This window comes from Neochlamydia sp. EPS4, from assembly GCF_000813665.1.
Lineage (GTDB): Bacteria > Chlamydiota > Chlamydiia > Chlamydiales > Parachlamydiaceae > Neochlamydia.
This window is the reverse complement of record NZ_JSDQ01000041.1, coordinates 54,880-70,098: the sequence shown is the minus strand read 5'-3', so window position 1 is coordinate 70,098 and position 15,219 is coordinate 54,880. Positions and strand designations below refer to the sequence as shown.

General features: G+C 37.9%; 10 protein-coding genes. 6 read left to right on the top strand and 4 right to left on the bottom strand.

The features are described from left to right. The first annotated feature begins 68 nt into the window (after positions 1–68). The 4 genes from DB42_RS10345 to DB42_RS04075 all read left to right on the top strand — a co-directional run bounded on the left by DB42_RS10345 (position 69) and on the right by DB42_RS04075 (position 4,255). The gene (locus DB42_RS10345; RefSeq protein WP_052435969.1) at positions 69–1,280 is read left to right on the top strand and encodes a leucine-rich repeat domain-containing protein; all 1,212 of its coding nucleotides are present in this window, start codon (positions 69–71) and stop codon (positions 1,278–1,280) included. Beyond that, a complete protein-coding gene (locus DB42_RS11415; protein ID WP_162180752.1) occupies positions 1,258–1,410 on the top strand; it encodes a leucine-rich repeat domain-containing protein in 153 nt (50 codons plus the stop codon). Before DB42_RS10345 ends, DB42_RS11415 begins: the two co-directional genes overlap by 23 nt. A 538-nt stretch (positions 1,411–1,948) precedes the next feature. Beyond that, on the top strand, positions 1,949–3,085 hold the full coding sequence (locus DB42_RS04080) for an F-box protein (RefSeq protein WP_052435968.1): 1,137 nt from the start codon (positions 1,949–1,951) through the stop codon (positions 3,083–3,085). Between the two features lie 867 nt (positions 3,086–3,952). Then, positions 3,953–4,255 carry a hypothetical protein gene (locus tag DB42_RS04075; protein ID WP_044881852.1) on the top strand — a complete coding sequence of 101 codons (303 nt, stop codon included), beginning with the start codon at positions 3,953–3,955 and terminating at the stop codon, positions 4,253–4,255. 229 nt (positions 4,256–4,484) lie between these two features. Here DB42_RS04075 and DB42_RS04070 read toward each other — a convergent pair whose 3' ends face one another. The 4 genes from DB42_RS04070 to DB42_RS04055 form a co-directional block, all read right to left on the bottom strand. Further along, positions 4,485–5,999, bottom strand: coding sequence for a S10 family peptidase (locus DB42_RS04070; protein WP_080502727.1), 1,515 nt, complete (start codon positions 5,997–5,999; stop codon positions 4,485–4,487). 772 nt (positions 6,000–6,771) lie between these two features. Further along, on the bottom strand, positions 6,772–9,159 hold the full coding sequence (locus DB42_RS04065) for a hypothetical protein (RefSeq protein WP_044881851.1): 2,388 nt from the start codon (positions 9,157–9,159) through the stop codon (positions 6,772–6,774). Between the two features lie 168 nt (positions 9,160–9,327). Continuing rightward, positions 9,328–9,963: a bifunctional nicotinamidase/pyrazinamidase gene (gene pncA, locus DB42_RS04060; protein WP_044881850.1), complete on the bottom strand. Its 636-nt coding sequence runs from the start codon at positions 9,961–9,963 to the stop codon at positions 9,328–9,330. Between the two features lie 3 nt (positions 9,964–9,966). Continuing rightward, positions 9,967–11,475, bottom strand: coding sequence for a nicotinate phosphoribosyltransferase (locus DB42_RS04055; protein ID WP_155117418.1), 1,509 nt, complete (start codon positions 11,473–11,475; stop codon positions 9,967–9,969). A 127-nt stretch (positions 11,476–11,602) separates the two neighbouring features. Here DB42_RS04055 and DB42_RS04050 point away from each other — a divergent pair, with 127 nt between their 5' ends. Both DB42_RS04050 and lepB read left to right on the top strand, forming a co-directional pair. Continuing rightward, complete coding sequence (locus DB42_RS04050; RefSeq protein WP_044881849.1) at positions 11,603–12,358, top strand: hypothetical protein; 756 nt, start codon at positions 11,603–11,605, stop codon at positions 12,356–12,358. A gap of 377 nt (positions 12,359–12,735) precedes the next feature. After that, positions 12,736–14,622: a signal peptidase I gene (lepB, locus tag DB42_RS04045; protein ID WP_044881848.1), complete on the top strand. Its 1,887-nt coding sequence runs from the start codon at positions 12,736–12,738 to the stop codon at positions 14,620–14,622. Positions 14,623–15,219 lie beyond the last annotated feature (597 nt).

Below are 15,219 nucleotides of genomic sequence, written 5' to 3'. Positions count from 1 at the left end.
TTTAATTTTTTTATATTGCCTTTAAAAATAAAAATTAATAAAAGGTCATCACTAACAAAGGAAATAAAATGCATCCTATCTCTTCGGCATCTATTGAAAGCTTGCCCAATGAATTGCTGCTCCCTATCTTAGAGGCTTGCGTAGTTCCTCCCTTATTTAGCGTCTGTAAAAGATGGCACCATCTGCTGGCTTCTGCAGTGATGCCTTCTCTTTATAAGCAAATAGGTAAAGCGCATGTTCCTCAAGGAAATGTTAAGGAGCAGGCTCTTATTGTAGATAGAATTTATAAGCTAAAAGAAAAGCTTTCTGAGGCCGCAAAGGTAAATGCAATCTTTAGGCGAATCTTTACTTTAGCCAAGTCTTTTTCAGCTTTAGAATTTAAAGTGCAAATAGAAGAAAAGAAGTATCTTACTCTGGCTAACTACTCTTCCTATCTTGTAAATATTAATCGCCTTTTACTTTGGAAAAAACTTCCTGGTGGGAAGAAATACTTGAGCCGAAAAGAAATTAAGCACTTGCCTCTAGGAAAAAAAGGAGAGCTTCTTAGAGGTTGGATTGAAGAAAATTGTAAAAACTTCACGGATTTAGATTTATCTGGAATAGGCTTGACTTATTTACCCCCAGAAATAGGCCAGTTATCTCAGCTGCAAAAGCTTGAATTAAATCAAAACCAGCTCACCGCTCTGCCTGCAGAAATCGGGCAGCTGTCTCAGCTGCAAGGGCTTCACTTACATCAAAACCAGCTCACCGCTCTGCCTGCAGAAATCGGTCAATTGTCTCAGCTGCAAGCGCTTAACTTAAATCAAAACCAGCTCACCGCTCTGCCTGCAGAAATCGGGCAGCTGTCTAAGCTGCGATGGCTTCACTTAAATCAAAACCAGCTCATCGCTCTGCCTGCAGAAATTGGGCAATTGTCTCAGCTGCAAGCGCTTGAACTAAATCAAAACCAGCTCACCAGTCTGCCTACAGAAATCGGTCAATTGTCTCAGCTGCAAGCGCTTAACTTAAATCAAAACCAGCTCACCGCTCTGTCTATAGAAATCGGGCAGCTGTCTGAGCTACAATGGCTTGACTTAAATCAAAACCAACTCACCTGCCTGCCTGAAGAAATTGGGCAGCTGTCTGAGCTGGTAAAGCTTGAATTAAATCAAAACCAGCTCACCGCTCTGCCTGTAGAAATCGGGCAACTGTCACAGCTGACACGGCTTTACTTAAATCAAAACCAGCTCACCAGCCTTCCCTGCAGAAATAGATCAATTGTCTCAGCTGCAAGCGCTTGAACTAAATCAAAACCAGCTCACCGCTCTGCCTGCCGAAATCGGGCGGCTGTCTGAGCTTACCAAGCTTGAATTAGCGGAAAATCCTTTGAAAGATATCGCCGAAAAAATAAGGCAGCGTTTTCAATTGTAAAATGGCTTTAAATACTTTTTAAGTTGAGGTGAGCTAAAATGAAATAAGAAACTTTTAGCCATCTTATCTTTAAACAAGTAATCAGCTTTTCTTCCGGCAACTAAGTGAGCTTAAGCTAACCTACACATTTATAATGCAAGAAGTTTTTCTCTTTTTTCTGCAGATTGCTATGGCTGGGAGAACAACCTTTCTTGACAGGAAGAAGCTAGGCGTATTGTATTCCATCCTACGGTAGAAGAATTACAACAAAGCACCAAAAAGAGCCGTTTTCTCAAATATGGCAAAGAATCAATCTCATTCTTTTAGCCAAACTAAAATTGCCGCGTCACTTAATCGCCAAAACCTGTGGCTGCTCCTGAATGCTTGGAAGATCTCCAATCTTTCCTTGAATCTATCTGAAAAAAAAAGCGCTGGTAGATCATCTTTGAGGTTTTTTACCCTTGATAAGGATTCGAATTCGTTTGACTTGCTTTTTTAATTTTTATATTGTTTTTAAAAATGGAAATGTTGAAAAATTATCCCTACCAAAGGAAATAAAATGCATCCTATCTCATCGACATCTATTGAAAGCTTGCCTAATGAATTGCTGCTCCCTATCTTAGAGGCTTGCGTAGTTCCTTCCTTATTTAGCGTCTGTAAAAGATGGCATCATCTGCTAGATTCTGAAGCGATGCCTTCTCTTTATAAAAAAATAGCACAGCTTCATTTCCCCAAGAAGAATGCCACCACCCAGCGAACTCTTATGTTAGCTAAAGTTTATCAACTCAATCCTGGGCTTACCTCTACTGAAAAAGTTTATCAAGTTTTTAAGGAAGTTTTTACCTTAGCTAAATCTCTTTCTCCTTTGGAATTTAAATGGAAAACAGAAGAAAAAAGAGGCTTAACGCTGGCTAATTACTCTTCTTATCTCTTAAATATTAATCGCCTTTTACTTTGGAAAAAACTTCCTGGTGGGGAAGAATACTTGAGCCGAGAAGAAATTAAGCACTTGCCTCTAGAAAAAAAAGGAGAGCTTCTTAGAGATTGGATTGCAGAAAATTGTGGAAACATCACGGCTTTAGATTTATATAAAGTAGGCTTGACTTATTTACCCCCAGAAATAGGCCAGTTATCTCAGCTGCAAACGCTTGACTTAGGAGAAAACCAACTCACCGCTCTGCCTGCAGAAATTGGACAGCTGTCTCAGCTGCAAGAGCTTTACTTAAATCAAAACCAGCTCACCAGCCTGCCTGTAGAAATCGGGCAATTGTCTAAACTGCAAGGGCTTTACTTAGATCAAAACCAGCTCACTAGCCTGCCTGCAGGAATAGGTCAATTGTCTCAGCTGCAAACGCTTGACTTAAATCAGAACCAGCTCTCCGCTCTGCCTGCAGAAATCGGGCAGCTGTCTCAGCTAGAATGGCTTCAATTAGATCAAAACCAGCTCACCAGCCTTCCTGCAGAAATCGGGCGGCTGTCTCAGCTGCAAGAGCTTTACTTAGATCAAAACCAGCTTACCTACCTTCCTGCAGAAATATGCCAGTTATCTCAACTGCAAACGCTTTCCTTAAATCGAAACCAGCTCACTGCTCTGCCCATAGAAATTGGGCAGTTATGGCGGATGTACAAGCTTGAATTAGAGGAAAATCCTTTGAATGATATTGCAGAAAAAATAAGGCAGCGTTTTCAATTGTAGAATAGTAAGTACTTTTTAAATTGGGGTGGGCAAAAATGAAATAAAAAAACTTTTAGCCATCTTATCTTTAAACAAGTAATCCGCACTTAAATCAAAACCAGCTCACCAGCCTTCCTGTAGGAATAGGTTAGCTATCCAAGCTGCAAAAGCTCCACTTAAGTGGCAACCTGCTAACCATCCTTCCTATAGAAATAGATTAGCTATCTCAGGTTAAACACCTTCATTTAAATAGCAGCTAATCGGGTCGCCCAAGGGGACTTCCCCCCCTTAGGCTCCCATAGACACGTACGTGAAACTCTCGCTTCATACGGCTCCTATTGTTCTTCAAGCTTTCCAGCCTTTTCTCCATCCCCATAAGTTCCTCGTATTTCTACTTGACTTATTGAGTTGGATTGAACAGTTCAACCCCTTCGCTCCCTCTTCATTACAAAAACTTCCTCACTACTACGAGTTGATCTGCCCCTCATACATGCTTCGATATTTCCCACTTTGTGTTCTTCACTATATGGTTTTCTCTTAACATCATCTATGAGGTTCCCACGTTCCATATAAAAGCCTAGACTAAGTTCACGCTATCTTTATGCCGGACGCCATTTAGGCAGTAAACAGGTTTCCCCTAAATTTATCTTGGAAGAGTACGCAGCCCCCAGTTTTGACGTCATTGAGAAAGCTTTCGACACTTGGGTCAATAGTTCACTTTCGTTCGTCTCCTTAGCCCTCACCTGATATGTTTATCATACCTTTTCCTTAACGCTCACTACCTTAGCTTTTGACCAAAGCAGCTTAAGGTGGTTTGAAATCTCTTCCTGCAAAGCGACTTCGAGGAGCCATTTTCCCCCATCTTTCATATAGTTACGCACATCTATAATGTGCTCATGGCACACGTTTACCATTCTTTCTATAGAAATAAGCCAGCTATCGCAACTGCAATTGCTCTTCTTGCAGAACAATCAGCTCACCTCCGTTCCTACAGAGATTGGACAGCTATCGAAGCTGCAATGCCTTAACTCAGATAATAAACATCTTACCAATATTCCCCCAGAGATAGGGCAAATTTTTCAGCTTAATAGACTTTCCTTAAGATACAACCAACGCAGAAGATTTTCTTCTAAAAAAAGATTTAACCTTTCAGGAAATTGTCTTATCTCTGCAGGAACGGAAGCAAGCTAGCTGTTTTCTAAACTAGACACTTGTAGTTGAGAAAGCTGCTTTATCTTAGAGTAAAAGTAAGATATAAAAACTCTTACGAGGATAATCTCTGCAATAAAGCTCCTAAACTAGCACGCAAAAAGCTCTAACGCCCTGAAATAAAAAAGCTTTTTCCTCTTATGAGTTAGGCGAAACACCTATGCAAGATGGTAATAAAATAATCATGCTTCCCTTAGTTTTTGTAATAAAGCTATAATTTTTTCATCCATCGGCTTATATCCTCCTTCATTTTAATCAAAGAAGATTTTTGCACATACATCATATGCCCTGCCGGGTAATAATGTATATTGGCCCGACTCCGTAAGTCCGAGGCAGGCCGTAGATGATTAAAAGTATAGTCAGTAGCAAAAAAGGGGGTAGCTAAGTCGTAGTAACCGCTTCCTACAAACACTTTTAAAGCTTTATTTTGGGTCATTACGTTACGCAACGCAGTTGACATATTTAAAAATTGATTGGTATATTTACTATAATTCCAAGTTGAGTGAAGATTTGCTAAAATCTTATATTCTTGGTCATTTTTGATCTTGAGCTCTTTTCTAATGTACTGATTGAAGGCAGCTGTAAAAGTTCCTGCAATTGCATCAAAGCTCGGATCATAGCTAGGATAATCGTTACATGGATTTAAGGCTTCTCCTTTAAAGCGAGAATCAAAACGCCCTACAATCAAACCTTGAGCTCTTAATAGTTCTTTGGAAAAACGTTGCGGGCTAATCCGCAAATTAGCTTTTTTGATAAATTCAGGTGATAGTCCTGTATAGTCAGCCAATTGGGCTACAATCTTAGCATATTCATGGGCACTTAAACTATCTCCTTTCATTAAAGCAGATGTATAATCTGTTAAAGCAAAGTCCTTAACAATTTCTAATGTTTTGCCTAAGTCTCCTTGTAAATTTTCCCCTAGCTTTTTATGGTACCAGGCGGTAGCTGTATAAGTAGGTAAATAAAGAGGGTAAGGAAGATCATTACCTTCATTATAATCATTAAGTGTTTGAAAGTTTAATACAGAGGAGATAAGAATCATCCCATTTAGATAAATATTTAGCTCATCATGCAAATAACCTGCTAGCCCTGCTGCACGCGTCGTTCCATAGCTTTCGCCTGCTAACAGCTTGGGAGAATTCCATCTTTCATACTGGGTAATAAATTGACGGACGAACTCACCCAGTGACTCAATATCTTCGTCCACCCCATGAAATTGTTTGGCATCTTCTCCGGAGGCCACACGGCTGTAGCCTGTAGAGATTGGATCAATAAATACCAGATCAGCTAAATCTAAGAGAGAATGAGGATTATCAATCACTTGATAAGGAAAAAGCCCCTCTCCTTCATCGCTTAGATGGACACGGCGAGGTCCAAAAACACCTACATGTAACCATATAGACGAAGATCCTGGGCCTCCATTAAAACAAAAAATAAGAGGACGTGCAGCTGGTTCTAAAACCTCTTCTTTAAAATAAGCAATATAAGAAATACTAGCTTTTGGCTTCGATTGATCATTTCTAAGCAGGATATTACCAGCAATTGCTTTATAAGGTATTTCTATATTATTAATTAGTATTTGATGTTTAGTCTCAGAAATTATTTCTTTAAGGCAAAGGGTTATGGATCCTTCCTCTTTTTTATCTGCCTTTTCTTCTGCAAGAAGATGAAGATGAGCTGTACCAGATATTATTCCAATCACTGCCCATAAAAAAATTTTATACATACTCGCCTTTCCGTTTTTATTAAGCATTTTATAGCATGGAGAAAAATGAAGGGCAAGTTCTAATAAAAATAAGAAAGGAATGAACAATTGAAAGATAAAGCTAAAAATAAAGGCTTAACAGGAGGCCTTATATTTCACAAGAAAGCTGTAGGCTGCTAGGAATAGATTTTCTTTGAGAATAAAGGAGCTTAACTAGAATAAAGTAAATTATTCTTTTCTTCTAAGCATCCCAACCGCATGGGCTATCTATTCTCTAAGGACCATATATATATTATATTTTTCATCTTTTCAAATTACTTTTCTGCAAATGAGTAGAACAGTCTAATCGCTGGCAATAGGGCAGCCTTGCCTTAGAGCTAACAGCTTTTTCTTTTATCTCTTCTGCAAGACTTGCAAGCTAATTTATATGCTTTTGAGCCGCTCTTTATGCAAACATATGCTCAATAAAATTCATGTTTTGATAAAAAAATCAGCTTTTAAAAGATAATACTTTTTTAGGTCAGCTAAACAGAGCTTGTTTAAACGCCATTATTTACTTTAGTAATTTTTGATAAGCGATCATAGACGTCAGAGCTGCTTAAACTCTTAATCCACAAAAGATAATGTAAAGCAGAAAGTGCAGTAAATAGAGAAAACAGCTATTTACAAGCATTTTTGGCTTTGCAGAGGCCCACATAATCACATCTAAAGCTAGGCTTACCTGTAACCGTTTAAAATTTCTGACTGTTTTTTCTTTTTTAGCCCTCTTTTCTATTAAATAAGTGATAAGCCTCTACTCTTTCAAATTAATTTGAATTTGATGCCTATCATTTTGGCTAGCAACGTCAAGATACTTTCCTTTATACTTATTAACTTTTAGCTTGGCTTCTTCCAAGAGTGCTTCCAACCTCATAACTTCTCCTTCTCTTTCAGCCTCTTTTTCACTTAAAGTACCAAAAACCTCCCAAAGCTTATGCTCCTCAAATTGCTGCTTAAGATGCATAGCTTGATAGTGCTCTTCTTGATAATTAATCCCATTCACCCCAAGGTATGTCTCTCTAATGCGTGTCTTATTAAACCTGTATCTAGCAGCTACCTTTTTAAAGACTTTTTTACTTTGTCTTACTAGTTTTTCTAGCTCTTTAAATGTAAACTCTGTGGTTGAAAGACGTCCATCCATATACTCAGCATTAGCATTCCTCATACGCTCATGGCCCTTGAAAATTATCTGAGCAGAATTTATATCTTTGTTCTTAGGTATAATAATAGTAACATCTGCAGTGTTTTTATCAGGTCGAATGGCTTTGTTATCTATAGGCAAATTGCTTTCGTGACCTTCAGGTAAGTCTACTCTTTTTATCCACTGTTTAAATATTACCCTTTTACCATCTGACCTTTCCTGCATCCTTTTCATAATTTTATGAAAAGCTTGTCCACGTCTATTTTCTAAGAGGGAAAAATTTTTATTATACTTCCTTAACCATAGCTGCTCATAAAGTCTAGGAACTTCAATTTTCTCATGATGTTTTTTTAATATCTCTCTATCTTGACTAGATAGTGACTGGGCATTACTTTGAGCTAATCTACTTTCAACCTGGCACTCTACAGCATTTTTTGCTGACTCCATAATCGCCTGGTCGATTGTTTTATCGTTCTTTAGGTCATACGCTGTGTTTTTAAAAGAAGAGCTGGTGAATAGACGGTTTAATTGCCTTGTAACTATATCTTTTAATTTAGAAAAATGCTCAATGGAAGAAAAATCTTTTCGATCTTTCGCCCTTCTCAGACGCTTTACTACTTCTGCAGTTGCAGCAATCATTCTTTGCTTAAGATGATGGCTTACCTGCAAAGCAAAATCTTCCAATTCTTTGCGCGCAGCCTCATTAAACTCGTAAGCTTGATTCTCGATAATGTAGTGAATCTTAGCCATGGATAAATTCTGATTAACACGGGCCGCCTCTAGAAGCGTCTCTTGTGCTTTAATAAATGCTTTTATTTCTTGGTCTATTGCCTCAATTTCGCCTGCAGATAAAATTTTCCGTAGCTCTTTTGCTTTTGCTTGTAAAGCTTTCTCAATTCTTTGATCATAATCAATACACTTCTGCTCTTTCAAGACGGTATGAAAATACAAAGCATAGTAAGTGTCTCGGGTGGCTTCTATTCTAGCCTTTTTCTTCTCTCGAGGTAAAATAATTGAGCTTATAGTTTGACTAACTTCTTCAGGGGTAAGATTCCAGCGATAATAGCAAGCCATATAAGCGTGATAAAGGCTAAGGGACTTAAAAGCGAAAGGTTGATTTTTTACTATCCCCTCACTTCTCCAATTAAAGTAGTAAGTTAAAAATGGGTGAAAATCTGGCTCTAATTCCTTTTTAAATACGAACGGATCGGTTAAGTTCTTCCAATATTTAGCTTTAATTAAATCCCATTCAGCTGAACCTAACGCTCGACCCCGTTGCTTTTCGTAATTAATTTTAGCTTCTTCACGTTTCTTTTTTGTAGCTTCCTCGATAGCTAAGCATAGCCGACTTTTACCTAGTAGCCCCTCTTTTATAGCGGATGAAGGAGCTAATAAATACTCTCTTAGCTTCTCTTCCGTATGCTCATCAATCCTTTTCCTAATTCTTTTTCTATAAGGCTTTGTACATTCTATCTTTTTTAGATGCATGATAGCTTTACTTTTGCGCTTTTGCTTTGCAAGCTCTGGATTACAAATCAAGCCTAACTGATGATGAATCCATAGATTGGCCTTAACCGAAATAAAACCTACAATCAAAGAAGAAAAAAAGCCCAGGCTATAATTAACTATCTTTAGAATGCTTTTTCCTAGGTCTTTAGAAGTGGGACAATGAGACACAACAATAGGTAAAACTTGCATACATTTGCGTCGAAATGTAGCAGCTGGGCGATCTACCCTTGTTAAAGATATTACTCTCCGTGCAAGAGAGGCTCCGGTGGATACCATAGAGGAAGCAGGTAAGATGAGAGCTATCAGAGGGAACCGTAAAGTATTACAAAAAACTCCTTGGAGATCTAGCGCAAGCACCCCCAAATTAGCAACTCGCGCTCTTCCAGCTGCCCCCTTCTTCTCCCATTTAGAGATTTTATTCATAAGGCTATCGAGAGGATGGGAATGAAACCAACTGCTAAATGTAGAACCTGTCATATTTTCTATAGTCATACTCCCTCAACCTATAAATTTAGCTAGAAACTTTTAATAATAAGATTTAATATATTTAATTATTAGAAAAAAATCAATCGATAGGTAGAGTGCTTTATAAAATATTAGTAATTATCCTTTTCCGCTTTAATCACGGATGCTTGCAGTCTTTAATTAATGTTTTATTACTTATTTCTGATAGCTCAAGGTTAAACTTTTAATAACCTCTTTTGCCTCAATAAGAGAGCCGCCCGCTTGCAGAATTTCATTTAAGTGTCTTTCTTCAGCTGCCGGCATAACAGGTTTACATGCATCAATAATTACATATACCTGATAATTTAAGTTTAAAGCATCAAGAGCAGAGTATTTCACACAATACTCGGTAGCCAACCCTACTAAAAAGATCTTTTTAATTCCCTTGCTTTGTAAAAAGTCATGTAAATCTGTAGCTTTGCTTCTTCCATTATCAAAAAAAGCACTATAGCTATCCATTCTTTTATCCGTGCCCTTATAAATCACTTTTTGCACCCTATGAGAATCCCAGCCTGCAGAAAATTGCGCTCCTACTGAATCTTGCACACAATGTATAGGCCATAAAACTTGCTCTAAGCCACCTAAATGAATCACCTCTCCTACCCCTTTTCCATGGGAAGAGGCAAAGCTCACATGACCGAGAGGATGCCAATCTTTTGTAGCTACAATTACCTCAAAAGGATGGCGTATAATCTTATTAAGATTAGGGAGAATCTTTTCAGCATCTTTAATGGCTAAAGCTCCTGGAGGAAAAAAATCGTTCTGAACATCGATAATCAGCAAAGCTGTCATAAATTATTCTTCCTTCATACCCTTTTTAGTAAAGAAAGAGCTTGGGCAAATTTGGGGGCGTATGTGATTAACTACTTGGCTTTTGTAAGCATGTAGAGATTTTTCCATGCCCACCAGGTAAGGACAAGGGTGTTTTAAAAGCTTAGAATTTTTAGGAAACTTTTCGAGTTCTTTAAGAGTTCTTTCACGAATTTTCTCTAGATTAGGCAATGGATATACACATTTTCCTTGGCGGAAAATAGGGACTAACAGCTCTTCACTTTGCAATTCCTTTTTTAGAACAATTTGTTCGGTCGAATCATTAAGGTTAATAAGACAAGGTTCAGGGCTCACAGGCATATTTATATCATAAATCATATCAGCAATAGGAGAAGAACTTGTATTGCGAAAACGGCGCACTTGCAAAATCCCAGGATTAGAAATTTTTATCATCTGTTCGGATAATTTTAATTTATATTTCCAAGGCCCCTCAGGATCGCGCAAAGCCGACAACTTATAAACGCCATCTAGTGCCGGGCAATCGTGAGAAGTAACTAATTTGGTGCCTACTCCCCATACCCCTATGGGAGCTTTTTGATATTTAAGCTCACTAATCTGGGTTTCATCTAATTCATTACTTGCTACAATGACTGCCTGAGGGAACCCGGCTTCATCTAGCATTTTTCGGCTTGTATGACTTAAATAAGCTAAATCGCCTGAATCTAGGCGTATGCCATGAAAGATTTTACCTTGGCTCTTTAGCCACTGACCTACTTGTATAGCTTTTTTTACTCCTTCAACGCTATCATAAGTATCTACAAGAAAGAGGCTATTAGCGGGCATACTTTGGGCAAGAGTCTTAAAAGATTCTAATTCATCATCAAATACCATTACCCAGCTATGAGAATGAGTGCCTTTAACCGGTATACCAAATAATTTTCCTGCTAAAACATTGGAAGTTGCATTACATCCCCCTATATAAGCTGCTCGGCTAGCTGTAAGGCTGCCATCAAAGCCTTGAGCTCGCCTTAAGCCAAATTCTAACACTTGGTCACTTTGCGCAGCAACACGCACTCGAGCAGCCTTAGTGGCTATTAAAGTAGGAAAATTAATTAAATTTAGTAAGGGACTTTCTAAAATTTGGCATTGAATTAAAGGGCCTTGAATGCGCAATAAAGGCTCATAGGGAAAAACAATAGTCCCTTCTGGTATTGCATCTAAATGACAAGAAAACTTCATATTAGATAAATACTCTAGAAAGTCATTTGGAAAAGCAGGCGTTCCCTCAGGGTTTTCTAAGCTTGCTAAATAGCTTAGATCGCTAGAATCAAAATGAAAATTTTCTATAAAATTAATGGCGGCTTCAAGCCCTGCTGTAACAGTAAATCCCCCCTGGAAAGGAGCACGGCGAAAAAACAGTTGAAATACGGCTTCTTTATGCTCCAAACCCGCTTTCCAATATCCATAAGACATAGATAGCTGATATAGATCTGTGAATAAGCCAACAGATTGATTATACAATTGCAAACCTATTTTTCCTCCATTTAACGGGCTTTCAAATAAACAGCTTTAGCATACAAATTTTAAGATGTTTTATTCTACCGTTAAAAATTAAAGAAAGATAAGATATTCTAGGATAGGTTGATCAATTAGGAAGCGTATGCATAAAAATTTTTACATTTTTTTAATCGCCTTCTTTTGCTGCCATTTTTATCAGTTAAATGGGCAAGAGCTTTATTTAAAAGATAAATTGAGAAAAGCCACCCCAGGGGATTATATTGTTACTTTACAAAATAAAACTTATACTTTTTTGCTTATCGACACTTTTGCCTCCCATGCAATCTCTTTAGAAGAAATTACAGTTCCTAGCCAAAGTATTCAAGTAGAGGGATTTTCGTGGAAAAAGTGGGTTGAACAAAATGCTCCTGGGCATACCTCTTGGGTGCGGTATGTAATCGATACTGCTTCGGGGCATCTAGGTGAATATTTTTCTTATACGAAAAATGGATGGTATACAATCCCAGAGGGAGAAAATTTCTTATCCACTTTATTAAATTTAAAATTCTATAACATTCCTATCAAAGAACGAAGGAAAGTAGGCCCCCCTCCTCCTTCCCAAGCTAGCGACAGAAGACCCTACTGGCAACCTAAATTAATTTTCGAAGGAAAGGTAATCCCAGGGATAAGTTTTGAAGCATGGCGCACTTTTTGGCCCAAAGATGGGAGTGAACTATCGGGTAAAATCATTGAAATCTATTTACCCCAAACAGCGGGTCTTTATCCTTCTTATTTTCCTTATTGGTTACAAGTCAGCGGAATTGTTGGGAAAGCCAAAATTCACATGATTGATAGCGGCAAAGGAGCGCGCGGTAGAGGAGCTCCTGCTAAAGAGAGACCGCTAAGGAAAGCTGGCTAAGTTATCAACAAAAACTTAGCATTTTCCACTTTTTATTTTTAAATTTTTTTTCTCGCTAACAATCCACTAAGATTTCTTCTTATTTTGTTTATAGCTAAGCGCTTACTTATCTTTTCTTGTATTTTTTAGCCTGATATTTTTTCCAAAATTTTGTTTCATTTTTCGTTATAAGAAACTTTTTACACACACCTTCTAAACAAAATTTCCACAGAATTAGTCCTCCTAGCTCTCCATTTTTAGGGCATAAAGCGTACAAAAAGCATACAAAAAAGGAGGCTTACTAGCTGTTTGCAAAATTTAGAAGTGTTCTTATTTTTATATTTGCTTTTGGTGAGCGTTTTATTTACGATGCTAATCTTTAAAAAATTAGGGATTCCATGAAAATTTATACTCTTAGCAAATCCCGCTCCATTCTTGTGGCCGGCTGTAAAAGCTATAAAAGAAAATATAAGGCCTTAGCTTTAGAGCAAAAAGCTACCTTAGAAAACCTTTTAGAGAATTTGGATCAAGCCATTCTTCAAAAAAATAAAGAAGAGGCTAGTAAATTAGCACGTATCCTAGAAACGTATAACCAAGTAACTTTAAAAAAATCCTTATTTGAATACCTCCGAGAATTTGGCGTAGTTATCATCATCGCCTTATTGATGGCCACCCTTTTACGTCAGCTAGTATTTGAAGCCTATGAAATACCGACAGGTTCGATGAGACCTACTTTCCGAGAACAAGATAACGTGTTAGTTAGCAAAACAAGTTTTGGTATTAACACCCCTTTTACGACAGGTCACCTCTATTTTGATCCTTCTCTTGTACAAAGAACCGGGATTGTAATTTTTTCAGGGGATAATATTGATTTGCCGGATACTGACTCTCACTACTTATGGCTTTTTCCTTATAAAAAACGCTACATTAAACGCTGTATGGCTAAGCCTGGAGATACAGTTTATTTTTATGGCGGTAAGATTTACGGAATGGATAAGAATAAAGAAGATCAGGCCGAGCTACGTAATAGCCCTTGGATAAAAGATTTAAGTTATATTCCTTTTTTTTACCTAGAAGGTCTAGTAACGCGTCCGAGAAAAAATCAATTCGTTTTTAATCAAATGCACCAATCCATCGGCCGTATGACTATCCTCCCTTCCAATCAGGTAATGGGTGAAATATACAATGGCAAGGAATGGATTAAAGATGAGCCCCTGGCTTCTGTCATACCTCATCAGGAGATCAAAACCTACAGTGATTTTTGGGGGTTTCGCAATTTTGCGCTTTCTCGTCTTCTAAATCAACAGCAGCTAGTAGATCAAGAGTTGTTTAATCAAGATGAAGTTAGCCCAGGCCTTCTTTATTTAGAAATGCGGCATACTCCTTGCCTTAATTACCCGGAAACGCTTTTCCAGCAAAGTCGATTGGGTATTAAGCCCCTGGTAGGTGCTTTTACCACAATCATTCCTTTATCTCAAAACCATATCGATACCTTAATGAACACTATGTATACGGCTCGTTTTGTGGTGCGGGAAGGACGTGCTTCACGCTATAGCTACAATTCTTCTAGCGTAGCCAAGGATAGCCCTTTAATGCCGACAATCCCTGACGGCACGTATGAATTCTACAATGGTATCGCCTATCAAATAGGCCTTGCAAGCCTGGCTTGGGAACTTCCTAGAAACCACCCTATTTATAGTCGTGATCCTGCTCATGTTCAGCTGCTATACAATCTTGGCATGGAAATGAGCACTCATTATGAACCTACAGCTGCTAACCAATTTTTATATCCTGCACGTTATGCCTATTTTAGGGACGGAGCTTTATGCACCTTAGGTGCGCCAATTTTTATGCCAGAAGATCCTTATCTTCTTGACTTTAACGAAAATGAGAAGATGCGAGAAGAGAAAGCTCCAAAAGCTGCACCCTATATTGCTTTTAAGGACCATGGAGCGCCTTTAAAAGAAGATGGCTCCTTAGATAAAGATTTTATTGAAACTTTTGGCCTAAAAATTCCTGAAGGATACTATCTAACTTTAGGAGACAATCATGCAATGAGCGCAGATAGCCGTGTTTTTGGCTTTGTACCAGAAGCTAATTTACAAGGCGCCCCTGATTGGATTATATGGCCGCCAGGGCCACGGTGGGGTACGCCTCCTCAGAAGCCCTATCCTTGGTTCAATGTTCCTCGCTTGATCGTGTGGACAGTTCTTAGCCTAATTAGTATCATTTGGTATACGCTACGCTCCTATCGCTTGAAGAGACCTCTTTTTAAAAGATTATAAAAAAACTAAGCTGTTTTTTAATAATGCGTTCTTGAACAACCCTTTATGCAATCATATACTTAATAAAAAGCTTGTTTTTAAGGAGAGAGTCAGCTTGGGGAAAGGTTAATTTCTATTTTGGTAAGGTATAAGCTAAGGATGGGGCTTTTGTAACTAACCGGACGCTTTTGAGCAGCACTTTATGCAAACATCTATTCAATAAAGACTCATTTTAAAGAAAAAATGAAGCTTTTAAAAGATTAATTCTCTTTTTTAGATTCTATTAAGGTATTTTAAACGGAATAATAGGCTTAAAAAAAAACTTAACCTACATATTCAACTTTCTGGAAGCTGTCTTGCTACTTAACGATAGGGGCTTTATAAAGTACGGACTGCATAAGAAGTAGCTTAAAAGCGTATAGTTAGAAGAGCTTCTTGCAGCTTTTAACTGCCTAGGCATAATAGAGCTGCTTTTTGGCTAACCTCGAAAAGAAAAATTTAAAAGAAAATAAACCAATATTCTTTAAACAGCCGAAAGATATCTCTTGGTTTTAGTTTAACAAGCTCTCCCGCTAACTTAAAAAACACGTGATATTTCTTGAACTTTTTAAATAAAGA